This window comes from Variovorax boronicumulans, from assembly GCF_009811375.1.
GTDB classification, from domain to species: Bacteria; Pseudomonadota; Gammaproteobacteria; order Burkholderiales; family Burkholderiaceae_C; genus Variovorax; species Variovorax boronicumulans.
Window position 1 is genome coordinate 1605108 of record NZ_BKDH01000001.1, and the last position, 24186, is coordinate 1629293.

Sequence of the window (24186 nt, forward strand, 5' to 3'; positions counted from 1 at the left end):
AGGTGCGCGATGCACATCGAACCCGGACTCGTCGACGGATCCAAGATCTTCCTCAGCTATGCCACGGGGGCGGCTGCACTGGCTTACACAGGCAAGGTCGCCTTCGACACCTTGCGCAAGGACGGCCCCATCGGCCTGCTGCTGCGCTCGGTCTTCACCGTGATGCTGGTGTTCTGCTTCTTCGAGGTGTTCCCGCACCATCCCGTGGGCGTGTCCGAGGTGCACCTGATCCTGGGCACCACGCTGATGCTTCTCTTCGGGCTCGCGCCCGCGGCCATCGGCCTGGCCGGCGGCTTGCTCATCCAGAGCCTGTTCTTCGCACCGCCCGACCTGCCGCAGTACGGCATGAACGTCACGACCCTGCTCGTGCCGCTGTTCGCGACCGCCGCGCTGGCCCGCCGCATCATTCCCGCCAACATGGCCTACGTGGACATCAGCTACCAGCAGGCCTTCAAGCTGTCGGTGGCCTACCAGGGCGGCATCGTGGTGTGGGTCGGCTTCTGGGCGCTCTACGGTCGCGGCACGGGCCTCGAGAACCTGGGCCAGATCGCCAGCTTCGGCGCGGCCTACATGACGGTCGTGCTGGTCGAGCCGCTGGTCGACCTGGGCGTGCTGGCCGCGGCCAAGGCCTGGCGCCGCCTGCAGGGCACGGCCCTGGTCGAGCGCCGCCTGTACAGCGCCGTCTGATTCGCGCCGGCAGCCCCTCGTTGAAGAGGGCGTGCCGTTCGCCGGCGCGTGCGCCACGCACGCGCCGCGCGCCCGATTCCCCGTGCGCCTTGCGCGCCTGAAAGCACCCATTCCATGACACAAAGCAACGCCAAGATCCCCGTCACCATCGTCACGGGCTTCCTCGGCAGCGGCAAGACCACGCTGCTGCGCCACATCCTCGGCAATGCCGAGGGCCGCCGCATCGCGGTGGTGGTCAACGAGTTCGGCGAACTCGGCATCGACGGCGACATCCTGCGCGGTTGCGGCATCGGCTGCGACGACGAAGGCAACGAGCGCGAAGGTGCGCTGTACGAACTCGCCAACGGCTGCGTCTGCTGCACCGTGCAGGAAGAGTTCCTGCCCGTGATGCTGCAGCTGGCCGAGCGGCGCGACCAGATCGACGCCGTGCTCATCGAGACCTCGGGCCTGGCGCTGCCCAAGCCGCTGGTGCAGGCCTTCCAGTGGCCCGACATCGCGAACATCTTCACCGTCGATTCGGTGGTCACCGTGGTCGACGGCCCCGCCGCCGCGTCGGGCCAGTTCGCCGCGAACCCCGCGCAGGTCGACGTGCAGCGCCGCGCCGACCCCAACCTGGACCACGAATCGCCGCTGCACGAGCTGTTCGAAGACCAGCTCTCGGCCGCCGACCTCGTGGTGCTCAACAAGACCGACCTCATGGACGCCGCCGCGCGCGCGCAGGTCGAGGCGCTGGTGCGCGAAGAACTGCCGCCCGAGGTGAAGATCGTCGGCGCCACCGAAGGCAAGCTGCCGCTCGCGCTGCTGCTGGGCCAGGGCCGCGCCGCCGAAAGCACCATCCACCTGCGCGAGAGCCACCACGACCACGAGGAGGACCACGACCACGACGAGTTCGATTCGCTCGTGATCGAGCTGCCGCCCGTGGACCGCGACGGTCTCATCGCCGTGCTGACCGCGCTGGTCGAGCAGCACACCATCTACCGCGTGAAGGGCTTCGTCGCCGTGCCGCACAAGCCGATGCGCCTGCTGGTGCAGGGCGTGGGCCGCCGCTTCGACCACCACTTCGACCGCCGCTGGCGCGATGGCGAGGCGCAGCGCACGCGGCTCGTGTTCATCGGCGAAGACCTGGACGAAGGCGCGTTGCGCAAGGCACTGGAAGGCGTGGCGGCCGTTCCCGCCTGACCGCATGCACCTGCTGAGCACCCAGCCCGGCCGCTTCGTCGAGGACGATCCGAGCGTCGTCACCCGGCTCGACCAGACGCCGGGCGACATCGTGGTGCTCAGCTCGGCCGACACCACGCTCGCGCTGCTCGCCGCCGCGCGCACGGCGCTGGCGGCCACCGACCCCGGCTACCCCTCGCTGCGGCTGGCCAACCTCATGCACCTGCGCCAGCCCGCGTCGCTCGACCTGTACGTCGACGAGGTGCTGCGGCATGCGCGCGTGGTGGTGGTCGATCACCTGGGGGCCGAATCGGCCTGGGCCTACGGGCTGCAGCAGCTCGAAAAGCTTGCGAAGCGCCAGGGCCAGCAGCTTGCGATGTTCTCGGGCGACCTGCAGGAAGACGAAGACCTGCTCGCGCGCGGCACCGCGGCGCGCGGCGTGAGCCGGCAGTTGTGGCAGTACCTGCGCTCGGGCGGTGCGGGCAACGCGGCGCAGTTCCTGCGCGCGGTGGCCTTCCATGGCCTGGGCCACGGCGAGGCGCCCCTGCCGCCGCGCAGCCTGCCGCAGGTGGCGCTGCATGTGCCGGGCGGCATGGACGCGACGCACACGGTCGCAGGCATCGACGACCTGCGCGCCGGCTGGCATGCGAACGCGCCCGTGGTGGCACTGGTGTTCTACCGCTCGCACCTGCTGTCGGGCAACACCGAGGCCTTCGATGCGCTGGCCGCCGCGCTGCATGCGCAAGGACTGAACCCGCTGCCCGTGGCGCTCGATTCGCTGAAAGACCCGCTGTGCCTCTCTGCACTGCGCGCGCTGTGCACCGAGCACGGCGTGCAGCTGGTGCTCAACACCACCGCCTTCGCCGCGTTGGGGCAGGGCGCTTCGGGCGAAAGCGGCGAGCCCATGGCACTGGCAGGCGACGCCCCCGTGCTGCAGGTGATCGTGAGCGGCGGCAACCGCGAAGACTGGCTGGCCGACAGCCAGGGCCTGCGCCCGCGCGACATCGCGATGCAGATTGCCCTGCCCGAGATGGACGGGCGCATCGTCACGCGTGCCGTGAGCTTCAAGGGCCTGTCGCACCGCTGCGAACTCACGCAGACCGAGGTGGTCGGCTACCGGCCCGAGCCCGACCGCATCGCCTTCGTGGCCGAACTCGCGCGCCGCTGGTGCAGCCTGCGCCGCCTGCGCGCCGACGAGAAGCGCGTCGCGCTCATCCTCGCGAACTACCCCGGCAGCGAAGGCCGCATCGGCAGTGGCGTGGGGCTGGACACGCCGGCCTCGGTGATGGCCATCCTGCGCACGATGCAGGCCGAGGGCTACACGCTCGACACGCTGCCCGCGGACGGCGACGCGCTGATGCGCACGCTGCAGGAGGGCATCGCCAACGATTCCGCGCAGTGGGCCGCGCGGCCCGCGTGGCAGAGCTACGCGCTCGCCGACTACCGCGCCCGCCTGGCGGCGTTGCCCGAGGGCATGGCCGCCGCCATCGACGCGCAATGGGGCCCGCCCGAAAACGACCCGATGCTGCGCCAGGGCCGCTTCATGATCGCCGGGCTGCGGCTGGGCCGCGTGTTCGTCGGCATCCAGCCGGCACGCGCCCTCGGCCCGCTGGGCCTGGCCGACTACGCGAGCTACCACGACGCCGAGCTGGTGCCGCCGCACAGCTACCTCGCGTTCTATTTCTGGCTGCGCGACGTGTTCGCCATCGACGCGGTCGTCCACGTCGGCAAGCACGGCAACCTCGAATGGCTGCCGGGCAAGAGCCTCGCGCTTTCGGCCACCTGCTGGCCCGACGCCATCCTCGGGCCGCTGCCCAACGTGTACCCCTTCATCGTCAACGACCCCGGCGAGGGCGCGCAGGCCAAGCGCCGCACGCAGGCCGTGATCGTCGACCACCTGATGCCGCCGCTCACGCGCGCCGAGAACCACGGCCCGCTGCAGGACCTGGAGCGGCAGGTCGACGAGTACTACGACGCGCTGCTGGTCGACGCGCGCCGCGCCAAGGTGCTGCGCGCGCAAATCCTCGCGACCGTGCGCGCCCAGCACCTGGTCGAAGAGCTGGGCCTGCCGGGCGCGGAAGACGATGCCGTGCTGGCGCGTGTCGATGCCTACCTGTGCGAGCTGAAAGAAACCCAGATCCGTGACGGCCTGCATGTGTTCGGCGATTCGCCACGCGATCGGCTGCGGCGCGACACGCTGCTCGCGCTCGCGCGCTTTCCGGCCGGCGACGGCGCGGGCGAGAACGCCGGGCTGCTCGGCGCGCTCGCGGCGGACCTGCTGCCCGGCGACGCCTTCGACCCGCTCGACATCGACGCAGCGAAGCCCTGGCAGGGCGCACGGCCCGCGCTCTTGGCTGCGGTGAGCGACGAGGCCTGGCGCCACCAGGGCGACACGCGCGAGCGGCTGGAGCTGCTGGCGCAGCAGCTGCTCGAAGTGGACGCCTGTCCGGCCGGACTGCCGTGCACCGCTGCCGTGATGGGCCGCATCGCGCACCGTCTAGCGCCCGCGCTCGATGCGTGCGGCGCAGAAGAGCTGCGCCAGCTGTCGCGCGCACTGCAAGGCCGCTTCGTGCCACCGGGCCCCAGCGGCTCGCCTTCGCGCGGCCGGCCCGACGTGCTGCCGACCGGGCGCAACTTCTACGCGGTCGACACGCGCGCCATCCCCACGCCCACGGCCTGGATGCTCGGGCTCAAGTCGGCCGCGCAGCTGGTCGAGCGCCACCTGCAGGAACACGGCGATTACCCCGTGGCGCTGGGCCTGTCGGTCTGGGGAACGGCCACCATGCGCACCGGCGGCGACGACCTGGCGCAGGCCTTCGCGCTCATCGGCGTGCGGCCCAAGTGGGCACCGGGCAGCCAGCGCGTGGTCGATTTCGAGGTGCTGCCCACGGTCGGCATCGGTCGTCCGCGCATCGATGTCACGCTGCGCATCTCGGGCTTTTTCCGCGACGCCTTTCCCAATGCCGTGCAGATGTTCGACGCGGCCGTGCAGGCCGTGGCCGCGCAGGAGGACGAAGACGCCGAGCGCAACCCGATCCGCGCACGCATCCTGCGCGAGGCCGCGGCGCTCGAAGCGCAAGGCGTGGCACCCGGCGAGGCACGCACGCAGGCCGGCTGGCGCGTGTTCGGCTCCGCGCCCGGCAGCTACGGCTCGGGCCTGCAGCCGCTGTTCGACCATGGCGACTGGCAGACCGACGACGACCTGTCGAAGGCCTACGTCGGCGGCAGCGCCCATGCCTACGGCCAGGGCAGCGACGGCGTGCCGGCGGGCGATGCGCTGGTGCGTCGGCTGCGCGCCATGAACGTCGTGCTACAGAACCAGGACAGCCGCGAGCACGACCTGCTCGACTCCAACGACTACTACCAGTTCCAGGGCGGCATGGCCGCCGCCGTGCGCCACCTGAGCGGGCAGCAGCCCGCGATGTACCACGGCGACCACGGCAACCCGCAGGCCCCGCGCGTGCGCACGCTGAAGGAAGAAATCAGCCGCGTGATCCGCGCGCGCGTGGTCAACCCCAAGTGGATCGACGGCGTGAAGCGCCACGGCTACAAGGGCGCCTTCGAGATGGCCGCCACGGTCGATTACCTGTTCGGCTTCGACGCCACCGCGCGCGTGGTGGGCGACCACCAGTACGCGATGGTGGCCGACGCCTACGTGCTCGACGAGGCCACCCGCGACTTCGTGAACGCGCACAATCCGCGCGCGTTGCAGGACATGCTCAACCGCCTGCTCGAAGCCATGCAGCGCGGCCTCTGGCAGTCGCCCGGCGACTACAAGAACCAATTGGAAAACCTGCTGCTCGACCACGAGCAGCAGATGGAAGGAAGCCCCCGATGACCACAGCCGCCCCGATGCCGGTGCCGTTCCCCTTTGCCGCGATCGCCGGCCAGCCGCAGCTGCGCCAGGCGCTCTTGCTGGCCGCGGTCGATCCCGCGCTGGGCGGCGTGCTCATCGAAGGCCCGCGCGGCACCGCCAAGACCACGGCCGCGCGCGCGCTCGCCGAGCTGCTGCCCGGCGCGCCCTTCGTCACGCTGCCACTGGGCGCGAGCCTCGAAAGCCTCGTGGGCACGCTCGACCTCGGGCAGGCGCTGGCCGGCCACGAACTCAAGTTTGCTCCGGGCCTGCTGGCGCGCGCGCACGGCGGCGTGCTGTACGTCGACGAGATCAACCTGCTGCCCGACGCGCTCATCGACTCGCTGCTCGACGCGGCGGCCAGCGGCGTCAACGTGGTGGAGCGCGATGGCATCTCGCACCGGCATGCCGCGCGCTTCGTGCTCGTGGGCACCATGAACCCGGAAGAGGGCACGCTGCGCCCGCAGCTGCTCGACCGCTTCGGCCTGTGCGTGCGGCTGCGCAACCTGCAGGACGCGGCCGAGCGCCAGGCCATCGTGCGCGCGCGGCTGGCCTTCGATGCCGATCCGCAAGGTTTTCGTGCGGCGCATGCGAAGGAAGAGGCCGAACTCGCGACGGCGCTGGTGCGTGCGCGCGCGCGCGTGGCGGACGCGGCGGCCTTGCCGTATGGCGATGCGGTGCACGAAGCCGTCGGCGCGCTGTGCATCGCGGCCGGCGTGGACGGCCTGCGCGCCGACCTCGTGATGCTGCGCTCCGCCCGTGCGCTCGCGGCATGGGAGGGTGCGGCATCGATCAGCGACGACCATGTGCAGCGCGTGGCCGAAGCGGTGCTGCTGCATCGGCGCCATCCGGCGGCCGACGCGGCGGTGGCGCCTCCCATGGCGTCACCCGCACCGCAACGCAACCCGGGCGATGCACCCGCACGCGATGCTGGCGACGGCGACTGGGGCGCCATGCCGCCCGAGCCCGTCGGCATCGAGCGCGTGAAGCCGCTGCGCCCGCTGATCTCCGCGTCCCAGGCCGCCCCAAAAAAAGCCTGAGCCTCCGGGACGCCGCACCCGCTGGCGCACGCCAGGGTGACCGGAGGCAGGGCACGCAACGGGACGCCTGGCACGGCGCCGCCGCGCGCGGCACCGCATTCGACTGGCCGCGCACGCTCGTCGCCCGCGGTGCGGACCGCCTGCAGGCCGCGCACCTGCGCCATCGCCCACAGGAGGCGCGCAGCGGTGCGTTGCATTGCTTCCTGCTCGACTGTTCGGCCTCGATGCGCCACGACGGCCAGCTCGCGCGCGCCAAGGGCCAGCTGCTCGCGCTGATGCAGGAGGCCTACCAGCGGCGCGACCATGTGGCGCTGCTGTGCTTTGCCGGCGACGTGGTCGAGCTGCGCCTGCCGCCGCGCCGCGCCAGCGCCTGGAACGACGACTGGGTTGCGCCCATCGCCGCCGGCGGTGGCACGCCGTTGGCACTCGGCGTGCAGCGCGCGCAGCAGTTGCTGGCGAAGCACGAGGCCCGCCAACGCTGGCTCTGGCTGCTGACAGATGGCCGCAGCAACGAAAGCCCCGCGCGCCCCGCCGCGGCGGACGTCGCCTGCGTGATGGACTTCGAGCGCGCCCGCACGCCGCTGCACCGGGCGCGGCAGCTGGCCGCGCAGTGGGACGCACGCTACCTCAGCGCCTGAATCACAGGATCGCGGGGCGCGCCTCGGCGCTCGTGGATCGACTTGGGACGAGAAGGGGCATCCGCCGCGTGGCGCACCGCGGCAGGCGGCGCCTTCGATACTGCGGCGCTCCCAACGAAACCCAGGAAACCCCATGTCCGTCACTCCCCGCCGCGTGGTGCGCGAAGGCGCGTTCAAGCACATCATTGCCGACGGTGTGCAGGTCGGCGACACCATTTACCTCTCGGGCCAGGTGAGCGTGGACGAGGAGGGACGCACCCTCGGCGCCGGCGACATTGCGGCGCAGGTGCGGCAGGCCTACGCCAACGTACGCAGCGTGCTCGCATCCTTCGGCGCCTCGATGGCCGACGTGGTGGACGAAACCCTGTTCGTGACCGACATCGACGGTTTCCTCGGCCAGGCCGACACACTGTTCGCCCTGCGCGCCGAGATGTTCGGCGGCGAGCCGCAGGTGTCGCAAACGCTGGTGCAGGTCGCGCGGCTCGGCAGCCCCGACTGGCTGATCGAGATCAAGTGCATCGCCAGAACAGCTGCAGCCTGAAGGGCTGAAGGCCTGTTCCGCCAGCCAGTTCGGGTACCGTACGGCATGCGTCCGAAACCCTGCCTCCTGGCCCTTGCGTTGACCCTGGCCATGCCCGCCGCCTTTGCCCAAACCGAGGCATCCGCACTACCGTTGAATGCCGAAGAGTGCAAGGCGCAGGAAGCGGTGCTGGAGCGCGACATGGCCCTGGCCCGTTCCCGTGGCCAGATGCTGCGCCGGCGCGAGCTGGCCGATACCCTGAGCGCGCTGCAGCTGCGCTGCCAGGCACTGGCGCCGGTGAGTCGCGAAGTGCGCATCGAAAAGCTGGAACACGAGATCCGCACGCTGCGCACCGAGCTCGAACGCGCGGAGGCGCAACTGCGCAGCGTGAAGAGCGAGTCGCCCTGAGCTACTTCACCAGGGCAGCTCGCTGAGCGGCCTACGCGGGTCTGAAACAGCCGGCGCCACATCGGCGGGGGTGGCCGGCCCGTCTTTCTCCGCCACGGCCTCCACCGGCGCCAGCATCGTCCCGCGGCAGTTCGGCGAGCCGCAATGGCAGGGGTACTTCGACGGCGGCGAGCCGTCGTCGGCCGTCAGCGAGTAGTCGATGAAGAGCTCGTCGCCGGCCTCCACCGCCTCCATCGTCTGGAAGCGCAGCACCATCTCGCCCGCCTCGTCGTATTCCTCGACCGCCTCGCAGTTCGGCTCGCAGGAGTGGTTCAGGTGGCGCGTGGCATTGCCGCCCTTGGCGCCGTCGATGGTCTCGCCGGTCGTCAGCGTGAACAGGTAGGTGAGCTGGTCGTCCCAGAGCTTGGAGGCGACTTCCTGCCTGGTGTAGCGGCGGCCTTCGTACAGGCCCAGGAAGGCTTCGGCCGGCAGGTCGCGCGTGGCGAAGGCGCCCAGGCCATGCACGCCGCTGGGGCCCACGCGAATGAAGGGGGTGGACGAGGTTCGCTTGGGGGACTTCATGAACGGACGGGGCGCGAGGAATCGGAAGAAAAGGTGGGCTGGGGCTGGAGTGTCGCGGTCATCTCGATCTGGCGTATGACAACGGTGGCGCCGCGTGCGGTCAGAGCGCGGTGCAGCGCGCTGCCCTCGGGCTCGTCGACCAGCCGCCAGCGCGCACCGGGGCGGGCCTGCGCGAGCATGTCGAGCAAGGCGTGGGCCGAGGCTTCGTCGGGCGCGGCGGCGTCCAGCAGCATGTGCAGCGGCAGGGCCGGCGGCAGGAGGATGGCGTAGCCGCCCGTGGCCCCGCCGAGGGCCACGGCGCCGTCGTGCGCGAGCGCGCCTTGCACGGTCGGCCACTCGCGGCGCCAGGTGGGGCGCGAGACGGCGGTGCAGGCCGCATGCAGGGCGGCGAGTGCGTCGGTGTCGGGCGCCGTCGAAGCTGCATCGGCGCGAGGTTCGAAGCTGCCTTCGAGCACCTCGAGCGTGCGGGTTTCGATGAAGCCCGCCTGCCGGTAGAGCTGCCGCGCCGGGTTCTGCTCGATGACTTCGAGCTGCACTTGCGCGATGCCGGCCGCCGACAGGTCGCGCAGCTGCGCCTCGATGAGCTGCTTCGCCAGCCCCCGGCGGCGCTGTGCGCTCGCGATGCCGAAGCCCGCGAGGTAGGCGCGCGGCCCGCGCCGGCCGACGAGCGAGAGGCCGCAGGCCGCGCCGCCGGCGACGATCACGCGCGAGAGGTCCAGGTCGGCCTGGGCGCGCCGCACGTGCCGCTCGAACATCGCGCGGTCGAACGCGATCGGCACGAAGTAGTCTTCGTACGAACGGTTCCACAGGGCGGTGAGTTCGTCGGTGCCGAAGTTCGCGGCGGGAACGATGTCGAAGTTCATGGCGTGCCGAAGATCAGTTGCGCGGCGCATCCAGCGACGCAAGGCAATTCACGATGGCGTCGGCCGCCTCGTCGAGCCGGGGGCCTGGCCGCATCATCAGGTCGAAGCGCGCCGAGGCAAAGCTGCAGACGCGTCCGCGCTGGATGGCCGACATGGCCGACCAGCCGGGGCGCCCCGCCATGGCCGAGATTTCGCCCAGGGCCGAGACCATCAGCACGTCGGGGTTGGCGCGCACCACGAACTCGGGGTTCATCCTGGGGAAGGGGCCGAGCGAGCCCGGCACCGCGTTGGCCAGGCCCAGGCGCGCCAGGGTTTCGCCGATGAAGGAGCTTTCGCTCGCCGCCGCCACGCCGCCGTGCACCTCGAAGTACACGCGCCGCCCCTGCCAGTTCAGCGGCACGCGGGCGCGCGCTGCGTTCAGTCGGGCATCGAGGCTGCGCCAGAAGGCCTCGCCTGCGCCCGGCTTGCCGGTGGCGCGGGCGACGGTTTCCATCACGCGGCGCATGTCGGCATGGGTCTTGGCGTCGAGTGCCAGCACCTTGATGCCCAGGCGCTCCAGCGCTTCGGCGGCGCGGCTGCGCGGGCGCAGCAACACGAGGTCGGGCTTGAGCGCCACGATGCGCTCGATGTTCGCGTCGTCCATGCCGCCCACCTGCGGCAGGCCCTTCACCGCCGCCGGCCAGTTGGCGTGGCGGTCGATGCCCACGAGCCGGTCGCAGGCGTCGAGCGCGCAGACCGTCTCGGTGAGCGAGGGCATCAGCGACACGATGCGCCTGGCGGGCGCCTGCAGCTCGAGCACGCGGCCACGGTCGTCTTCCAGCCGGATGGCGCCCGCGTGCGCAGCCGGGCCGATGCCCAGCGCCACGAAGGCTGCGGCCCGGGCGATGTGGCGCACGGCGGTGGAAGCAAAGGGCGGGCGCTGGGGCAGGGCGTTGGAAGTCATCGGGGCGGGCGGAGTCAGCCCGCTATTGTCGCGGCGCTTGCATCCGCAGCTGGCGCGCCGCTTCTTCCGCCCGTGCGTCGTCCACTTCGCGCAGCACGTTGCTGAGATCGACCGGGCCGGTCTCGCGCACGAAGGTGCCCGTGAGCTCGGTCTCGGGCCGTAGCAGGCCGCGCTCGTAGAGCTGCCAGATCTCGTCGCCGTAGTGCGTCTGCAGCAGCGCGGGCGCGTACTGCCCGAAGAAGTTGCGCAGGTTCTCCACGTCGCGCAGCAGCATGCGCTTGGCGTGGTTGTTGCCCGCCGCGTCCACCGCCTGCGGCAGGTCGATGATCACCGGGCCGTCTTCGGCCAGCAGCACGTTGAACTCCGACAGGTCGCCGTGCACGATGCCCGCGCAGAGCATGCGCATCACTTCTTTCAACAGGCTGGCGTGGTGCTGCAACGCGTCTTCAGGCGAGAAGGCCACGTCGTTCAGGCGCGGGGCGGCGTCGCCGTTGGCGTCGGTCACCAGGTCCATGAGCAGCACGCCTTCGAGGAAGTTGTGCGGCGTGGGCACGCGCACGCCGGCCGCGGCCAGGCGGTAGAGCGCATCGACCTCGGCGCTCTGCCAGATGGCCTCGGTCACCTTGCGGCCGAAGCGCGTGCCCTTGGCCATGGCGCGCGCCTCGCGGGTGTTCTTCACGCGGCGGTTCTCGGTGTAGTCGACGGCCTGGCGGAAGCTGCGCTTGTCGGCTTCCTTGTAGATCTTGGCGCAGCGCGTTTCCTCTCCGCAGCGCACGACGTAGACCATGGCTTCCTTGCCGCTCATGAGCTGGCGCACGACGCTGTCGATCAGCCCTTCGTCGACGAGGGATTGCAGTCTTTGGGGTGTCTTCATGCGCGCGCCTCCGGCACAGCCAGGGGGCGGGTCGAGAGGAAGGCCCTCAGGCTTTCCGTGCCGATCTGGTAGGCGCCATCATGCCTGTGCGGGGCAAAGCCCAGCTGGCGGTTGATGGCGAGCATGGGCGCATTGGCCTCCGCGTTCTGCGTGACGGCGATCGCCACCTCGGGATGCCGTTCGCGCACGAGCTGCAACATGATCGCCTTCACGCCCTTGGCCAGGCCCTTGCCGCGCCAGGCGCGGGCCACGCCGGTGAGGCGCTGGAACATGCGGTCGGGGTACAGCTGGTTCCAGCTGGCGTCGCACACGGCGGCCACCTCGTCATTGGCGTCGCGCAGCAGCACGAGAAAGTGCTCGCCGCCGCGCCGGTCGATCTCGGCGTACCAGGCGTGGAAGCCTTCCAGCTCGAAGCGCAGGGGCGCGCGTTCCAGCGCGCTGGTGGGCGCGTCTTCGAGCAGCGCGGACAGCGGCGCCATCAGCGTGGCCAGCCGATCGAAGGGCACGCGGCCTGCGTGGATCTCCAGGCGCAGCCCGTGCGTGGGCGCGAGGGCGTCGGCGCGCCAGCGTGCGAGCGCCGCCCAGTCGAGGCCGGCGAAGGCCATGTGGTTCTCGATGCTGCGGTGCTTTTCGGTCGCGCCGATGGTCGCGAGAAACGCCCGGCCTTCCGGCAAGTGGGTCTTGAAGGTCGCGGTGGAAGGGCCACGCGCCTCCATCAGCGCCAGAAGTCGGTGCAGCAAGGTGCTGGCCACGCCCTGGCGTTGGTGCGATCGCAGCACGCCGCCCCACACGTCGATGAAAGGCGCGAAGGTCGCATAGTCGGGCGAGCCTTCGCGGCGCACGCCCATGTTGAGGCTGCCGACGATGCGGCCCTGCGCGTCCCGCGCGAAGGCGCGGTGCACCACATGCAGCGGTGTGTGCTGTTGCACGTTCTGCTGGATGTGGACGTCGTCGGGCTGCGGTTCGCCCGGAAAGTCTTCGTCGTGGCGCTGGCGCCAGTAGGCCAGCGCCTGCGCCCATTCTTCAGCGGACGCCCGCTGCGGATCGAAAAGAGAAGTCACGAACTGCCGCGCATCGGCGGCACGGGTTTCAAGCATGGTGAGCCTTGATTCGAAAAGGGAACGGACCGCGCACGGCACTCGTGTGCCGGCGTGGCGTTGTCTGAATCGGACGGCGTGTCGCGGCAGGACACCGCGAGGGTCGAACGGGCTGGCTGGTGGTGCCTTCAGCGGCACCGGGTGCGCGGGGAGCGCTTCAGCAGCAGTTCGGATGCGACCCGACAAACCGTACGTGGGAGGGAGAGTGAATAGCAGTGTCTTCCATCGCGCACCTCCAGTCCGGTTTGTTGATCGAGGCGTCGAATGTAGCGAGGTTCGCGCGGTCTGTGAAGTGCAAGGTGCCTGGGGCAGAATCCAAAAACCAACAGGGAGATGCCATGAATCTGAAGAAGATCTTCGACGCGGCGCGCGAAGCCGATGTCGACACGGTGCGCGCCTGCATCGCGGCCGGGGCCGACCTGGCCGCCGTGAACAAGCAGGGCTTCACCGCGCTGCAGTGCGCCGCGATGGGCACGAACGAATCCGAGCTCGAGCCGATCCTCGCCGTGCTGCAACTGCTGCTCGAGGCCGGCAGCCCGCTCGAATACACCGGCACCGACGGCCGCACCGCGCTGTACCTCACGGCCGAGTTCTCGCCGACCACAGAGCCGGTGCAACTGCTCATCGACGCGGGCGCGAACCCCGACGTGCGCGACAGCCACGGCAACCACATCACGGAGAACGCGATGGAAGAGGAGGTTGCCGAGTTGCTCTCGCGCATCACCGGCCACGCGCTGCCCGAACCGCCGCCGCCCGAGCCCGACCCGGTGAAGATGAGCGCCGCGCAATGGCGCGCCGCCGAGGCACGCATCGCCGAGGTGTTCGCCGCGCTGACGCAGGCGGGCCTGGTCGCGCTGCAGGATGCGGGCGACACGCAGTCCGACGGCTTCTCTGACTGCTCCGAAGCGTTCCGCGAACGCGGCGGCAAGAAGGCCGGCGTGCACGGCTTCTGCTTCTACACGCGGCAGGACCAGAACCGCGCCAAGCGCACCAGCCAGCTCTCGCTCGCGTTCTGGGGCGCGCCCGAGGGAGGCGATGCCGACATGCAGCGCGTCGGCGAACTGGTGGTCGGCCAGTTCCGCGGCGCGGGCTTCGAGGTGCGCTGGAACGGCGCGTCGTCGATGCGGCCCGAAGTCGATCTGCGCGCCTGAGCCTCAGCCCAACGCCGCGCGCAGCCGGGTCGCGAGTTGGCGCGCCTGGGTGGGCGAGGCGACGTTGGTGAAGCCCATCAGCAGCCCCTGGCTTTCGACGGCCGTGGTGCCCCGGCCCGACAGCGGCTGGCCGTTCAGGCCGGCCGCCTGCGCACGGCGGGCCAGCACCACGTCGTTGTCGCGGTGCCCTTCGAAGCGCGCGATCAGGTGCATGCCGCCGGCCTGCAGGTCGATGCGCACGCCGTCACCGAAGGCCTTCTGCAAGGCCTCGACCAGCAGGGCGCGGCGGCGCGCATAGAGCAGGCGCATCTTCTTCAGGTGGCGCGAGAAATGGCCGTCGCGCATGAAGTCGGCCACCGTGGCCTGCGTGATCTGCGGGCAGCCGTTGGACGCGATGCGCGACGCGTTCTCGAAGCGTTCGCGCAGCGATTCGGGCACCACCAGGTAGCCCAGCGCGAGACCCGGGTAGAGCACCTTCGAGAAGCTGCCCGCGTACAGCACGCGGTCGTGTCCGTCGAGGCTCTTGAGCGCGGGCAGCGGCGCGCCGGCGTAGCGGTACTCGCCGTCGTAGTCGTCCTCGACGATCCAGGCCTTGGTACGCGAGGCCCAGTCGAGCAGCTGCAGCCGGCGCGCCAGCGACATCGACACCCCCAGCGGCGCCTGGTGCGAGGGCGTGACGACCGCCATGCGCGCCTTCGACGAGCGGCGCACGCCGCGCGCGACCACCAGGCCTTCGTCGTCCACCGGCACGGGCACCACGCGGTGGCCGGCGCTGTGCAGCACGTCGCGCGTGGGCGCGTACCCCGGGTCTTCGATCCACACGCGGTCGTCCCGGGCGAGCAGCGTGCGTGCCACCAGCGCCAGCGACGCGCGGTAGCCGCCAGTGACGAAGACCTGCGCCGGCTGGCAGGCCACGCCGCGCGACACCCGCAGGTAGGCCGCGATGGCCTCGCGCAGCGGCGCATGGCCTGCGGGGTCGCCGTAGAACAGGTCGGCCGCGCCCATGGCGCGCGCACGGCGGGCCATCAGCCGCGCCCAGAGCTTGCGCGGAAAGGCGTCGAGCGCCGGGATGCCCAGTTGCAGCGGTGGTGGGGCGGCGGGGCCGGCCAGTTCAGGCGTATCCGCGACGGGGCGCGAACCGGCGCGCACCGGCCGTTGCACCGGCAGCGACGGCGACACCACCGTGCCCGCCTGTCCCTGCGCAGAGAAATAACCTTCGCCCGCGAGCTGGCTGTAGGCCGCTTCCACCGTGCCGCGCGCCACGCCCAGCTCGCTGGCCAGGCTGCGCGCCGAGGCCACACGGTCGCCGGGGCGAAGCACGCCGTGTTCGATCGCCGTGCGAAAGCGCTCGTAGACCTGGCGATGCAGCGGGGTCGCGGTCGAGCGGTCGATGCCGGGGAGGGCGTTGTCTGGCGGTTCGGTCATGGCCCAGTCATTTTGACGATTCTTGGTTCTTTTATCTGGTGCATCACGATCCTAAGCTCGAGCCTTCGAACAGCCAGCAGGAAAGAAGGACACGCAATGGGCGAGAAGGTATTCGTGGCGGGCGCGACCGGGGCCGTGGGCTCGGCGCTGATCCCGCTGCTGATCGAGGCCGGCCACACGGTGCATGGCGGCACCCGCCGCGCCGAGCGTGCGGCGGCGCTGGAGGCACGCGGTGCGACGCCGGTCGTCGTCGACGTGTTCGACGCGCAGGCCTTGCGCGACGCGCTGGTGCGCATCGCGCCCACGGTCGTCATCCATCAGCTCACCGATCTGCCCCGGGACCTGGACCCGGCGCTGATGGCCGAGGCGGTGGTGCGCAATGCGCGCGTGCGCATCGAGGGCACGCGGCACCTCGTCGCGGCGGCGCTGGCGGCCGGTGCGAAGCAGCTGATTGCGCAAAGCATCGCCTGGGCTTACGCGCCCGGGCCGACGCCGCACACCGAGGGCGACCCGCTCGACCTCGGGGCCGAAGGCGGTCGCCGCATCAGCATCGACGGCGTGGCGGCGCTGGAGCGCAGCGTCCTGGGTGCTGTCGGTCTCACGGGCACAGTGCTGCGCTATGGGCAGCTGCATGGGCCGGGCACCTCGAACGCGGCACCGAAGGGCGCGAGCCCGGTGCACGTCGAGGCCGCGGCCTGGGCGGCGCTGCTCGCGATGCGGCATGCACGCGGCGGCATCTTCAACATCGCGGAGCACAGCGCCGAGGTCAGCAGCGAGAAGGCAAGGCGCGAACTGGGGTGGCATGCGGCGCTGCGGTCGTCGCAGGAGGTCGTGTCATGAAGGCCGCACGCTGGCATCGCACGCCCTCCATCGGCGCGGGCCTCGCGGGGCTGTCGCTGGTGCTCGCCGCCGGCTGGGCGCTGATGCCGCGCACCGGCCAGCAGGAGGCCGTGCAGTGGTTCGCCGATGTGTGCAGCTCGGTGGCACGGCCGATGTTCGCGTCCGCGCCGGTGCCTGCGGGCTCGGAGGCCACGGCGCGGCCCGCAACGCAGGTCAAGGTGCTGTCGTGCGAGGCGCTGCCGCATGTGCCCGGCAAGTCGGTGACGACGGTGCTGGTCGACTTTCCGCCGCTGGCCTATTCGCCCGCGCACCGGCACCCAGGCTCGGTGACCGCGATCATTGTCGAAGGCACCATCCGCTCGCAGCTGGGCGGAGGCCCCGTGGGCACCTTCAAGAGCGGCGAGACCTTCTTCGAGCCGCCGAACACGCTGCACATGTTCGCGGAGAACCCCGACCCGGTGAAGCCCGCGAAGCTGATGGCGGTGTTCGTCACCGACAGCAACTGCGGCCCGCTGCTGCTGCCGCCCTGAAGCTTCCGGTGCTGTGCGCACAGCTTCGAGAGAGCGTCAAACGCACGCGCCTTCGGCCCCGGATCGCGCAAGGCCACCGAGGCCGCACGGACTGCGCGCGTTTAGAGTCCGGCGATGACCCTGACCTATGCATACCTCGCTGTCGCGATCGTTGTCGAAGTGCTCGCGACCAGCTTCCTCAAGGCCTCGGACAGCTTCACCAGGCTCTGGCCCAGCGTGGCCACGGTGGTGGGTTATGCGGTGTCGTTCTACTTTCTCTCGCTCGCGCTGCGTGTGCTGCCCACTGGCATCGCCTACGCGATCTGGTCGGGCGTGGGCATCGTGCTGATCTCGGTGGTGAGCTGGCTCTGGTTCGGCCAGACGCTCGATGCGCCGGCCATCGTCGGACTGGGGCTGATCATCGCGGGCGTGGTGGTGGTCAACGTGTTCTCGAAGTCGGTGGGCCACTGAGGCATGGGCACGATGGAACAGCTGCTGCCCCGGTTGCCCGCCGGCACGACGTGGACGCCGGCCAGCGAGGGCGAGTCGGGCGATGCGGTGTTCCGCCGCAGCGATGGCGTTGCGTTCGCGAAGGTGTCGCTCGGTGCGGGCGCCACGCAGCTCGACGAGGAGCGCCGGCGCACCGAATGGCTCGCGCCGTACAACGTGGGCTCCGCGCGCGTGCTCGACTGGCGCGCGACGCCCGAGGGGGCCTGCCTGGTCACGACGGTGGTGCCGGGCGTGCCGGCCAGCGACCTGCCGGCGGCCGAGCTGCTGCGTGCCTGGCCGTCGATGGCGCGGCGCCTGCGCGCGCTGCACGAGATTCCGGCGGGCGAGTGCCCGTTTGCGCGCCCGCTGTCAGCCATGTTCGACCGCGCGGCCGATGTCGTCGCGCGCGGCGCGGTGAACCCGGAGTTCCTCGACCCCGACCAGCAGGACGTGCCGCCGCCATTGCTGCTTGCGCCGTTGCACGCCGACCTGCCGCACCGGCTCGCGCAGGAGGCGCAAGACCGCGTCGTGTGCCACGGCGATGCCTGCCTGCCGAACTTCCTGGTTGATCCGCAGACGCTGCAATGCACGGGCCTCATCGACGTGGGGCGGCTCGGCACGGCGGACCGGTATGTCGACCTGTCGCTGCTGCTGGGCAATGCGCGAGAGAGCTGGCGCGATGCGGCTGACGCACGCACCGCGCATGCCTTGCTGTTCGCGCAGCTGGGCATCGACGCGCCCGACGACGGCCGGCTCGATTTCTATCTTCGGCTCGACCCGCTGACCTGGGGCTGATGGCTGCGCAGGGGCGCCGCATTGTTTCCTTTTCGGGAACGCCGTGGTTCTTTTTGCCGCGGGTTTTTACCTAGATCCCACCGCACAATTCATCTCACGGACCGGCCCCCAAAGCCGGTCCGGATGAACAGGCCCCGAGCGAGTTGGCCGCCCTTCAAGAAGAGGGACGGTGACCCACCCAAGACCGGTTCAAACCATCCAAGCCAACACTTGTACTACTGAACTGAATTGAAGAAGGAAACCGCCATGAACGCCTCGAAGATCCTCTCCGCCGTTGCTGTTGCCCTGATGGCCGTCGCCGGTGCCGCCCACGCTGAAACCTACGAAGGCGTGCATCGCCTGACCTCGGCCGCCAGCCGCGCTGACGTCGCCGCACAAGCCGTCGTGGCCGCGCACAGCGCCGACCCCTATGCCACCGGCGCCGAGGCAGGCCCCGCCCAGGTGTTCGTGTCGACCGTGAGCCGCGACACCGTGCGCGCCCAGGCCGTGGTGGCCGCTCGCAGCGAGAACCCCTACAGCGAAGCCGTGACCTCCCGCGTGGCCCCGGTGCTGGCCAGCGGCCTGGACCGCGCCAGCGTGCGCGCCGAGGCCCGTGCCGCCGCACGCGGCGAGGCACTGCCGCTGTAATCGATCGGTCTGACAGGCAGGCACGCGCACTCGGCCCCACGGGGCGGGTGTCGGCGGGCCAGGGAAAGAAAAACCGGCCTTGCGAAAGCAAGGGCCGATTTTTTCACGGACGGGGCGGGGTGGTTGTCAGAAGCAGCGTTCTTCGATCGTGCCCACGCGGTCCGGATAGAAGGCCACGTAGTCCTTGATCGGCGCGACCGATTCATAGGGTGACTCGTAGGTCCACACGGCATTCACCGAGCGCTCGCCGCCGGCTGGAATGCTGTAGTAGGCGCACTCGCCCTTGTACGGGCAGTAGGTCGCATGCGTGGTGCGCTCCAGCAGCGACATGCGCACGTCCTTGCGCGGAAGGTAATGCACCGTGCCGAAATGCGACTCTCGCAAGGTCAGCGCCTCGCGCGAGCTGGCAATGACATGGCCTCCCACCGACACCACCACGCGCAACGGATTCGGCGTGATGGTGATCGCATGGTCGGGGCCCGGAATCTTGACGGTGCGTTCTGGCGTGGCGAACATGGACAAGCTCCTTCGGACGAATCGGCGGATGCGCATCTTGCTGCGTTGTCGCGACGATTTGAAGTCTCCCGCGAATCCACCTGTTCCCGGCGTGGTTAAAGGCGGCCGGGCTCGAAAACCAAAGTTTCAGATTCGCTGTTTTTGCGGTGTACCCCGAAGCCCGCGCGGCCCGGCGCGATGTGTTCGCGCAGCGTGAGCGCCGGAATTTCGTAGTCGCCGCCGTTCTGCCGGCGGAACGCAATCGGGTCGGTGGTCCACAGCGTGTCCAGCCGCTCGCCCAGCTCGCCGGTGATGCGCGCATAGGCTGCGGCATCGACCTTGCCCGTGCGGTGCACCACGAAGGGCGGCAGCACGTCGAAGCCGGGGTAGTAGAGGATGCCGTGGTGAATGGGAAACAGCAGGTCGTCCATCGGCCCGTTGATGCCGCGCGGGGCGTAGTGCGAGGCCCAGCCGCCGGTGGTCACCACCAGCATCGCGCGCTTGCCGGCCAACGTGCCTTCGCCGAAGCGGTCGCCCCAGTGTGTATCGGAATGTTCGCCCACGCCGTAGGCAAAGCCGTAGGCGTAGATGCGCTCGATCCAGCCCTTGAGGATGGCGGGCATCGAGTACCACCACAGCGGGAACTGCAGGATCACCGTGTCGGCCCACAGCAGCTTCTCCTGCTCGGCGGCGATGTCGGCGGTCTGCGTGCCGCCCTCGAAGGCGCGCAGCGAGTCGAGCACGGGGTCGAAGGGCGCGGCGGTGTCGCGCGCGGCAAAGTCGTCGGCGTCGAGCGCGGGCTTCCAGCGCATCGCGTACAGGTCGGACACGCGCACCGAATGGCCGGCGCTCGTGAGGCGTTCGACCATGAAGCGATGAAGCGAGCCGTTCAGCGAGGCGGCTTCGGGATGGGCAAGGACCAGCAGGATGTTCACGGTGTCAAAGGGTTCGAGTGAAGATGCCCTCAGGTTAGGGATTGCCAAGCTATATTGGAAATGAATAGTTTGAATGCCAGGTATCGCCATGAACAATTTCAGCCGCATCGACCTCAACCTGCTGGTCACGCTCGACACCTTGCTGGCCGAGCGCAACGTGACCCGCGCGGCCGAGCGCCTGAACCTTTCGCAGCCCTCGGTGAGCGTGCAGCTGGCGAAGCTGCGCGAGCTCTTCGGCGACCCGCTGCTCGTGCCCGCGCAGCGCGGCATGCGGCCCACCGCGCGCGCCGACGAACTGCGCGAGCCGCTGCGCGAAGCGCTCGCATCGCTGGGCCGCGCGGTGGCGCCCAGCCAGCCCTTCGACCCGGCCAAGGCGACCACCACCTGGCGCGTGGCCGCGGCCGACTACGCCGAGTCGGCCATCCTGCTGCCCGCGCTGGCCGGCCTGCGCGCGGCCGCGCCCCACACCCGGCTGGCCGTGGTCGAGGCCGTGCCTACGCGCATGGCGCGTCAGCTCGAGCAGGCGGAGATCGACCTGTTCTTCCACACCAGCGTGGGCGCGCCGCCCGGCCTGCACCGGCGCGTGCTGTTCCACGAGCGCTACGTGCTGGCCGGGCGGGCAGGGCACCCGCGCCTGAAGCGCCGGCCCACGCTCGCGCAGTTCTGCGCGCTGGAGCATGTGGTGGTGTCGCTCAGCGGCGGCGGCTTTGCCGGGCCGACCGACGGGGCGCTGGCGGCGCAGGGCCTCACGCGGCGCGTGGCGCTGTCGGTGCCGCACTTTCTTTTCATGATGTCCGTGCTGGCCAGCACCGACATGGTCGCCATGCTGCCCGAGCGCCTGGCGCGCGGCGCGCCAGGGCTGCGCGTGGTGGAAGCGCCGCTGGAGGTGCCGGGCTACGAGATGGCGATGCTGTGGCACGAGCGGCGGCATCGCGACCCGGGGCATCGATGGCTGCGCGAGCAGATCGCCCGCAGCTTGTAGCGCCGGCTGGCGAGCCCGCCAGCCCCTTCGCCGGCATCGGCTTTCCGCCATGACGACGCAGAGCTTGCCGCTGCGGGCGTACAGTCGAAGCGTGGGCCTGTCGGGGCTCTCTCTGCACGAATGGAGGTCGAAGATGGCCCAGCACGCAATTACCGCGGTTCACTTCAAGGACGGAAAGGTGGACCTCGTCGCCATTCACCCGGTCGTGGAGAAGGAGTTCGGTTCGACGGAGTTTTCTCTTGGCACCGCACAGCGCGTCAGCGTTGGCGAATGCGTCAAGCTCCTCGCGGCCGGCGAGGAGGTGTGCCTGGCCCGGCGCACTGAAAGCCACGGCTGGGAAGTCATTTGCGACGCCCGGCTCTTGCCGGGTGGGACCGCTTTCGCTGGCGTCGACATCCTGGACCGTCCCACCGATGCCTTGCTGCAGCTTCCTGCGTGGGACTAGATCACCGGGCGCCTGCGCCGGATGCACCTGTGAAGGGCCGCCAACAAGTCGCCGACGATCGGTTCAGCCGGAGACACTCTTTGTGTGACGGAAGAAGTTCCCGGGGTCGTACCTGCGCTTGAGTGCCGCGAGTTTGTCCAGGTTGGCCCGGCCGTATGCGGCTTCGATGCGGTCCTGACCCTCTTCCTCCGTCAGGAAGTTGATGTAGGCCCCGCCTGTCGAGCAGGCGCGCGTCGCTTCGAAGCAGTCCCGCGCCCACTGGATGTGGATGTCGTCGTCGCCCGGCTTCTCCCAGGAGCCCGCGATGTTCAGCACATAGGCCGCGTCCCGGTTGCCCGCCGGCGAATGCCCGGCAGGCAGCTCGCCCAGCGCACCCTGTATCTGGAACAGGAGGATGGCCGAATGGGGCGATTGAATCCGGCCCGCATGCGTCACGGCGAGGTCGATGGTCCGCTGATCGATGCCAGGCAGGTAGTGCGACTTCCAGTAGTAGCGCCGTCCCTTGGGCTGCGTGGCGTCGAGCAGGCTCTGCATCTGCGTGTAGGGCCGGCGCGTCACGATGTCGGCCACCGGCCGGCCAAGCGCGCGCAGCGGTGCGATCAATGCCTCTCCCTCTTCGACCTTGCCGGTGTAGCAGACGAAGATGGCCACGATCGGCTTGCCGTGCACCTCCTTCGGGAGCCAGGGCGCCGGCGGCGCGATCCGCAGAACCGCCACGCTGGTCAGTTCGCGCGGGGCCTCTGCGCTGAACGCACGGTAGGCGTCGAGAACCTGCCGGGCGTCGTCGCCGCTCCATGCGATCGCACCGCCCAGGATTTCGGGGCCGACGGGAAAGAGCCGGTACTCGAAGGAGGTGACGATGCCGAAGTTGCCGCTGCCACCACGCAGCGCCCAGAACAGGTCCTCGTTCTCGTCCGCAGACGCACGCAGGACCTCGCCGCCGGCCGTCACGACCTCCATCGAGACCACGTTGTCGCAGGTCCAGCCATGGCGACGCGTGAGGTAGCCGAATCCGCCACCGACGGTGAGGCCCGCGATCCCGGTGGCAGACACAAAACCGAGCACGGCGGCGAGCCCGTGCAGCTGCGTCTCGCGATCGACGTCGCCCAGCGTGCAGCCCGCTTGCGCGCGCGCCGTGCGACGCGCCGGATCGACCCAGACACCTCGGAGCAGCGACATGTCGATCATGAGGCCGCCCTCGCAGACCGCAAGCCCTGCGATGTTGTGGCCGCCGCCGCGCACGGAACTCAGAAGCCCATGCTGGCGCGCGAACCGGACGGCCTGCACGACATCGACCGTGCCGGTGCAGCGCGCCACCAGGCCCGGGCGACGATCGATCATCGCGTTCCAGACCTTGCGCGACTCCTCGTAGGCCGGGTCCTCCGCGGTCAGCACCTGGCCTTTGAACGTGGCCTTGAACGACTGCAGGATCTCCGGCGAAAGGTCCACGGTCCCGCCGTCCATGCGTGTGAGTTGGATCGTCATGAGTCGTCTCCGAAAAGAGTGAGGAAGTCGGGGGCAGCTTGCGCGTGACCAGGCGAGCGAACAAGTCCAGAATCTGAAGCGTTGCCGCTCTGGAGACGAGGCGATGGAAAACACCTACGGTCAGTTCTGCACCGTCGCCAGGGGGGCCGAGGTGTTGTGCGAGCGATGGACGCCGCTGGTCGTGCGCGAATTGCTGTGCGGCAGCAAGCGCTTCAACGACCTGCATCGCGGGGTACCGCGAATGTCCACCAGCCTGCTGGCGCAGCGGCTTCATCGCCTCGAGGAATTCGGTGTCGTGCGCCGCAACACCGTCGGCAAGGTGTGGGAATACAGCCTCACCGAGGCCGGCGAGGAACTTCGACCCATCGTCATGGCGCTGGGCCATTGGGGTGCGCAGTGGATCGGCAGCCGGCTGCGCGACGATGAGCTGGATGCGGGCCTGCTCATGTGGGACATGCGCCGGTTCGCGTGCATTCAGGAGTTCCCGCCCCGACCGGTGATCATCCACTTCCAGCTCCGCGACGCACGGACGCGCGAGCGCGCGTGGTGGCTCGTGGTGGAGGACGGCGTGGCCGATCTGTGCCGCGACGACCCGGGGCGTGAGCTGACGCTCGTGGTGGATGCCTCCGTGCGCGCCTTGACCGAAGTGTGGACGGGCGATCGCACGCCTGCGCAGGCGCTTCAGTCGCGCGAGATCCGTGTCGATGGGGCGAGGTGCGACGCGCAAGACCTGTGGCGGTGGCTGGGCACCAGCGTGTTCGCCTCGACGCGCCGCGCCGCGGGACGGACGTTGCCGGACGGCCAATCTCTGGCGCCGTAGCTGCTCACGGCGAGCCAGCTACGCCGGCGCAAGGTCCTCGTGAATGCACAGGAAGTTGCCTTCCGTGTCCTTGAACCACGCCGCCTTTTCCGAACCGAGCACGCAGACATGGTCGGCCGTCTTCAGATCGGGAAAGTCGTAGTCCTCGAACACCACGCCGGCGCGCTTCAGCTTGTCGATGCTGGCGGCGATGTCCGGCACCTGGAAGCTGATCGCCGTGTGGTCGGCCTTGGTGCCCTCGGGTTTGGGGAACAGCGCCAGCGTGCTGCCGCCCACCGTGTAGACAAACTTGCCGTCGGGCCGCAAGCCACCGGCCTTCAGGCCCAGGCAGCCTTCGTAGAAGGCACGCGCGCGGTCCATGTCCTTCACGGGAAGCATGGTCGTGACAGACGAATCGGACAGCATGGTGGGTCCTTTCGCACAGTTCGGCGCAGCGGGTGCCGCTTGGCGGCATGGCCTTGGCTGGCCGGGTGGTGGTCAGCTTACGCCTGAGGCGGGCGCGATGCCAGTGCGGTGGGTAACCTGTTTGGTGATGCGAGGCGCTGT

General features: G+C 70.1%; 26 protein-coding genes. 16 read left to right on the forward strand and 10 right to left on the reverse strand.

Annotation, left to right across the window (positions count from 1 at the left end):
* The first annotated feature begins 9 nt into the window (after window positions 1-9).
* From VHAB30_RS07215 to VHAB30_RS07245, 7 genes are all read left to right on the forward strand, one after another.
* Window positions 10-687, forward strand: a complete 678-nt coding sequence (locus tag VHAB30_RS07215; protein ID WP_062480892.1) for an energy-coupling factor ABC transporter permease — start codon at window positions 10-12, stop codon at window positions 685-687.
* A 114-nt stretch (window positions 688-801) separates the two neighbouring features.
* Window positions 802-1866 (forward strand): cobalamin biosynthesis protein CobW, encoded by a 1065-nt coding sequence (gene cobW, locus VHAB30_RS07220; protein WP_070061111.1) that lies wholly within the window; start codon window positions 802-804, stop codon window positions 1864-1866.
* A 4-nt stretch (window positions 1867-1870) separates the two neighbouring features.
* Window positions 1871-5683 carry a cobaltochelatase subunit CobN gene (gene cobN / locus VHAB30_RS07225; protein WP_159276328.1) on the forward strand — a complete coding sequence of 1271 codons (3813 nt, stop codon included), beginning with the start codon at window positions 1871-1873 and terminating at the stop codon, window positions 5681-5683.
* A complete protein-coding gene (locus VHAB30_RS07230) occupies window positions 5680-6738 on the forward strand; it encodes an ATP-binding protein (RefSeq protein WP_159276329.1) in 1059 nt (352 codons plus the stop codon). Before cobN ends, VHAB30_RS07230 begins: the two co-directional genes overlap by 4 nt.
* Before the next feature lie 191 nt (window positions 6739-6929).
* Window positions 6930-7376, forward strand: a complete 447-nt coding sequence (locus VHAB30_RS07235; RefSeq protein ID WP_235926493.1) for a vWA domain-containing protein — start codon at window positions 6930-6932, stop codon at window positions 7374-7376.
* A gap of 133 nt (window positions 7377-7509) precedes the next feature.
* The gene (locus tag VHAB30_RS07240) at window positions 7510-7917 is read left to right on the forward strand and encodes a RidA family protein (RefSeq protein ID WP_159276330.1); all 408 of its coding nucleotides are present in this window, start codon (window positions 7510-7512) and stop codon (window positions 7915-7917) included.
* Window positions 7918-8049: 132 nt separating this feature from the next.
* Window positions 8050-8304, forward strand: a complete 255-nt coding sequence (locus VHAB30_RS07245) for a DUF1090 family protein (protein WP_235926495.1) — start codon at window positions 8050-8052, stop codon at window positions 8302-8304.
* Between the two features lie 6 nt (window positions 8305-8310).
* On the opposite strand, the gene VHAB30_RS07250 is transcribed toward VHAB30_RS07245, so the two are convergent.
* The 5 genes from VHAB30_RS07250 to VHAB30_RS07270 are packed head-to-tail and all read right to left on the reverse strand — an operon-like array spanning window position 8311 to window position 12642.
* Window positions 8311-8865, reverse strand: coding sequence for an SET domain-containing protein (locus VHAB30_RS07250; protein ID WP_159276331.1), 555 nt, complete (start codon window positions 8863-8865; stop codon window positions 8311-8313).
* A complete protein-coding gene (locus tag VHAB30_RS07255) occupies window positions 8862-9728 on the reverse strand; it encodes a GNAT family N-acetyltransferase (RefSeq protein WP_159276333.1) in 867 nt (288 codons plus the stop codon). The genes VHAB30_RS07250 and VHAB30_RS07255 overlap by 4 nt, the downstream gene beginning before the upstream one ends.
* A gap of 13 nt (window positions 9729-9741) precedes the next feature.
* Window positions 9742-10671, reverse strand: a complete 930-nt coding sequence (locus tag VHAB30_RS07260; protein WP_159276335.1) for an ABC transporter substrate-binding protein — start codon at window positions 10669-10671, stop codon at window positions 9742-9744.
* A 22-nt stretch (window positions 10672-10693) separates the two neighbouring features.
* Window positions 10694-11545, reverse strand: a complete 852-nt coding sequence (locus tag VHAB30_RS07265) for a PA4780 family RIO1-like protein kinase (protein WP_159276337.1) — start codon at window positions 11543-11545, stop codon at window positions 10694-10696.
* Window positions 11542-12642 carry an N-acetyltransferase gene (locus VHAB30_RS07270; protein WP_159276339.1) on the reverse strand — a complete coding sequence of 367 codons (1101 nt, stop codon included), beginning with the start codon at window positions 12640-12642 and terminating at the stop codon, window positions 11542-11544. Before VHAB30_RS07270 ends, VHAB30_RS07265 begins: the two co-directional genes overlap by 4 nt.
* A 338-nt stretch (window positions 12643-12980) precedes the next feature.
* Here VHAB30_RS07270 and VHAB30_RS07275 point away from each other — a divergent pair, with 338 nt between their 5' ends.
* Window positions 12981-13793, forward strand: coding sequence for an ankyrin repeat domain-containing protein (locus tag VHAB30_RS07275; protein WP_159276341.1), 813 nt, complete (start codon window positions 12981-12983; stop codon window positions 13791-13793).
* Between the two features lie 3 nt (window positions 13794-13796).
* Here VHAB30_RS07275 and pdxR read toward each other — a convergent pair whose 3' ends face one another.
* A complete protein-coding gene (pdxR, locus tag VHAB30_RS07280; RefSeq protein WP_159276343.1) occupies window positions 13797-15218 on the reverse strand; it encodes a MocR-like pyridoxine biosynthesis transcription factor PdxR in 1422 nt (473 codons plus the stop codon).
* Window positions 15219-15314: 96 nt separating this feature from the next.
* Between pdxR and VHAB30_RS07285 the strand changes: the two genes are divergently transcribed.
* From VHAB30_RS07285 to VHAB30_RS07305, 5 genes are all read left to right on the forward strand, one after another.
* Window positions 15315-16058, forward strand: coding sequence for an NAD-dependent epimerase/dehydratase family protein (locus tag VHAB30_RS07285; RefSeq protein ID WP_159276345.1), 744 nt, complete (start codon window positions 15315-15317; stop codon window positions 16056-16058).
* Window positions 16055-16588 carry a cupin domain-containing protein gene (locus VHAB30_RS07290; RefSeq protein WP_159276347.1) on the forward strand — a complete coding sequence of 178 codons (534 nt, stop codon included), beginning with the start codon at window positions 16055-16057 and terminating at the stop codon, window positions 16586-16588. Before VHAB30_RS07285 ends, VHAB30_RS07290 begins: the two co-directional genes overlap by 4 nt.
* Before the next feature lie 114 nt (window positions 16589-16702).
* Complete coding sequence (locus VHAB30_RS07295) at window positions 16703-17038, forward strand: SMR family transporter (protein WP_095947131.1); 336 nt, start codon at window positions 16703-16705, stop codon at window positions 17036-17038.
* A 12-nt stretch (window positions 17039-17050) separates the two neighbouring features.
* Entirely contained in the window at window positions 17051-17851 is an 801-nt protein-coding gene (locus tag VHAB30_RS07300; RefSeq protein WP_159276349.1) for an APH(3'') family aminoglycoside O-phosphotransferase, read from the forward strand.
* A 246-nt stretch (window positions 17852-18097) separates the two neighbouring features.
* Complete coding sequence (locus VHAB30_RS07305; RefSeq protein WP_159276352.1) at window positions 18098-18478, forward strand: helicase SNF2; 381 nt, start codon at window positions 18098-18100, stop codon at window positions 18476-18478.
* 126 nt (window positions 18479-18604) lie between these two features.
* Here the strand turns inward: VHAB30_RS07305 and VHAB30_RS07310 are convergent, their stop codons facing one another.
* Complete coding sequence (locus VHAB30_RS07310; RefSeq protein ID WP_062481469.1) at window positions 18605-18994, reverse strand: DUF427 domain-containing protein; 390 nt, start codon at window positions 18992-18994, stop codon at window positions 18605-18607.
* A 95-nt stretch (window positions 18995-19089) separates the two neighbouring features.
* A complete protein-coding gene (locus tag VHAB30_RS07315) occupies window positions 19090-19908 on the reverse strand; it encodes an NAD(P)H-dependent oxidoreductase (protein WP_159276354.1) in 819 nt (272 codons plus the stop codon).
* Between the two features lie 88 nt (window positions 19909-19996).
* Between VHAB30_RS07315 and VHAB30_RS07320 the strand changes: the two genes are divergently transcribed.
* Complete coding sequence (locus VHAB30_RS07320) at window positions 19997-20890, forward strand: LysR family transcriptional regulator (protein ID WP_159276356.1); 894 nt, start codon at window positions 19997-19999, stop codon at window positions 20888-20890.
* A gap of 49 nt (window positions 20891-20939) precedes the next feature.
* Window positions 20940-21335, forward strand: coding sequence for a hypothetical protein (locus VHAB30_RS07325; protein WP_235926497.1), 396 nt, complete (start codon window positions 20940-20942; stop codon window positions 21333-21335).
* A gap of 63 nt (window positions 21336-21398) precedes the next feature.
* On the opposite strand, the gene VHAB30_RS07330 is transcribed toward VHAB30_RS07325, so the two are convergent.
* A complete protein-coding gene (locus VHAB30_RS07330; RefSeq protein ID WP_159276358.1) occupies window positions 21399-22820 on the reverse strand; it encodes an FAD-binding oxidoreductase in 1422 nt (473 codons plus the stop codon).
* A gap of 103 nt (window positions 22821-22923) precedes the next feature.
* Here VHAB30_RS07330 and VHAB30_RS07335 point away from each other — a divergent pair, with 103 nt between their 5' ends.
* The gene (locus tag VHAB30_RS07335; RefSeq protein ID WP_159276360.1) at window positions 22924-23640 is read left to right on the forward strand and encodes a winged helix-turn-helix transcriptional regulator; all 717 of its coding nucleotides are present in this window, start codon (window positions 22924-22926) and stop codon (window positions 23638-23640) included.
* Between the two features lie 18 nt (window positions 23641-23658).
* On the opposite strand, the gene VHAB30_RS07340 is transcribed toward VHAB30_RS07335, so the two are convergent.
* Window positions 23659-24045 (reverse strand): VOC family protein, encoded by a 387-nt coding sequence (locus tag VHAB30_RS07340; RefSeq protein ID WP_159276361.1) that lies wholly within the window; start codon window positions 24043-24045, stop codon window positions 23659-23661.
* Between the last annotated feature and the right edge of the window lie 141 nt (window positions 24046-24186).

Bases quoted from the DNA above. Each gene is read 5' to 3' on its own strand.
- VHAB30_RS07240 (WP_159276330.1), top strand. From the start codon at position 7,510: ATGTCCGTCACTCCCCGCCGCGTGGTGCGCGAAGGCGCGTTCAAGCAC.
- VHAB30_RS07330 (WP_159276358.1), bottom strand. From the start codon at position 22,820: ATGACGATCCAACTCACACGCATGGACGGCGGGACCGTGGACCTTTCG.
- VHAB30_RS07300 (WP_159276349.1), top strand. From the start codon at position 17,051: ATGGAACAGCTGCTGCCCCGGTTGCCCGCCGGCACGACGTGGACGCCG.
- VHAB30_RS07290 (WP_159276347.1), top strand. From the start codon at position 16,055: ATGAAGGCCGCACGCTGGCATCGCACGCCCTCCATCGGCGCGGGCCTC.
- VHAB30_RS07230 (WP_159276329.1), top strand. From the start codon at position 5,680: ATGACCACAGCCGCCCCGATGCCGGTGCCGTTCCCCTTTGCCGCGATC.
- VHAB30_RS07265 (WP_159276337.1), bottom strand. From the start codon at position 11,545: ATGAAGACACCCCAAAGACTGCAATCCCTCGTCGACGAAGGGCTGATC.
- cobN (WP_159276328.1), top strand. From the start codon at position 1,871: ATGCACCTGCTGAGCACCCAGCCCGGCCGCTTCGTCGAGGACGATCCG.
- VHAB30_RS07320 (WP_159276356.1), top strand. From the start codon at position 19,997: ATGAACAATTTCAGCCGCATCGACCTCAACCTGCTGGTCACGCTCGAC.
- VHAB30_RS07340 (WP_159276361.1), bottom strand. From the start codon at position 24,045: ATGCTGTCCGATTCGTCTGTCACGACCATGCTTCCCGTGAAGGACATG.
- VHAB30_RS07285 (WP_159276345.1), top strand. From the start codon at position 15,315: ATGGGCGAGAAGGTATTCGTGGCGGGCGCGACCGGGGCCGTGGGCTCG.
- VHAB30_RS07255 (WP_159276333.1), bottom strand. From the start codon at position 9,728: ATGAACTTCGACATCGTTCCCGCCGCGAACTTCGGCACCGACGAACTC.
- cobW (WP_070061111.1), top strand. From the start codon at position 802: ATGACACAAAGCAACGCCAAGATCCCCGTCACCATCGTCACGGGCTTC.
- VHAB30_RS07250 (WP_159276331.1), bottom strand. From the start codon at position 8,865: ATGAAGTCCCCCAAGCGAACCTCGTCCACCCCCTTCATTCGCGTGGGC.
- pdxR (WP_159276343.1), bottom strand. From the start codon at position 15,218: ATGACCGAACCGCCAGACAACGCCCTCCCCGGCATCGACCGCTCGACC.
- VHAB30_RS07295 (WP_095947131.1), top strand. From the start codon at position 16,703: ATGACCCTGACCTATGCATACCTCGCTGTCGCGATCGTTGTCGAAGTG.
- VHAB30_RS07325 (WP_235926497.1), top strand. From the start codon at position 20,940: ATGACGACGCAGAGCTTGCCGCTGCGGGCGTACAGTCGAAGCGTGGGC.
- VHAB30_RS07305 (WP_159276352.1), top strand. From the start codon at position 18,098: ATGAACGCCTCGAAGATCCTCTCCGCCGTTGCTGTTGCCCTGATGGCC.
- VHAB30_RS07275 (WP_159276341.1), top strand. From the start codon at position 12,981: ATGAATCTGAAGAAGATCTTCGACGCGGCGCGCGAAGCCGATGTCGAC.
- VHAB30_RS07215 (WP_062480892.1), top strand. From the start codon at position 10: ATGCACATCGAACCCGGACTCGTCGACGGATCCAAGATCTTCCTCAGC.
- VHAB30_RS07310 (WP_062481469.1), bottom strand. From the start codon at position 18,994: ATGTTCGCCACGCCAGAACGCACCGTCAAGATTCCGGGCCCCGACCAT.
- VHAB30_RS07335 (WP_159276360.1), top strand. From the start codon at position 22,924: ATGGAAAACACCTACGGTCAGTTCTGCACCGTCGCCAGGGGGGCCGAG.
- VHAB30_RS07260 (WP_159276335.1), bottom strand. From the start codon at position 10,671: ATGACTTCCAACGCCCTGCCCCAGCGCCCGCCCTTTGCTTCCACCGCC.
- VHAB30_RS07270 (WP_159276339.1), bottom strand. From the start codon at position 12,642: ATGCTTGAAACCCGTGCCGCCGATGCGCGGCAGTTCGTGACTTCTCTT.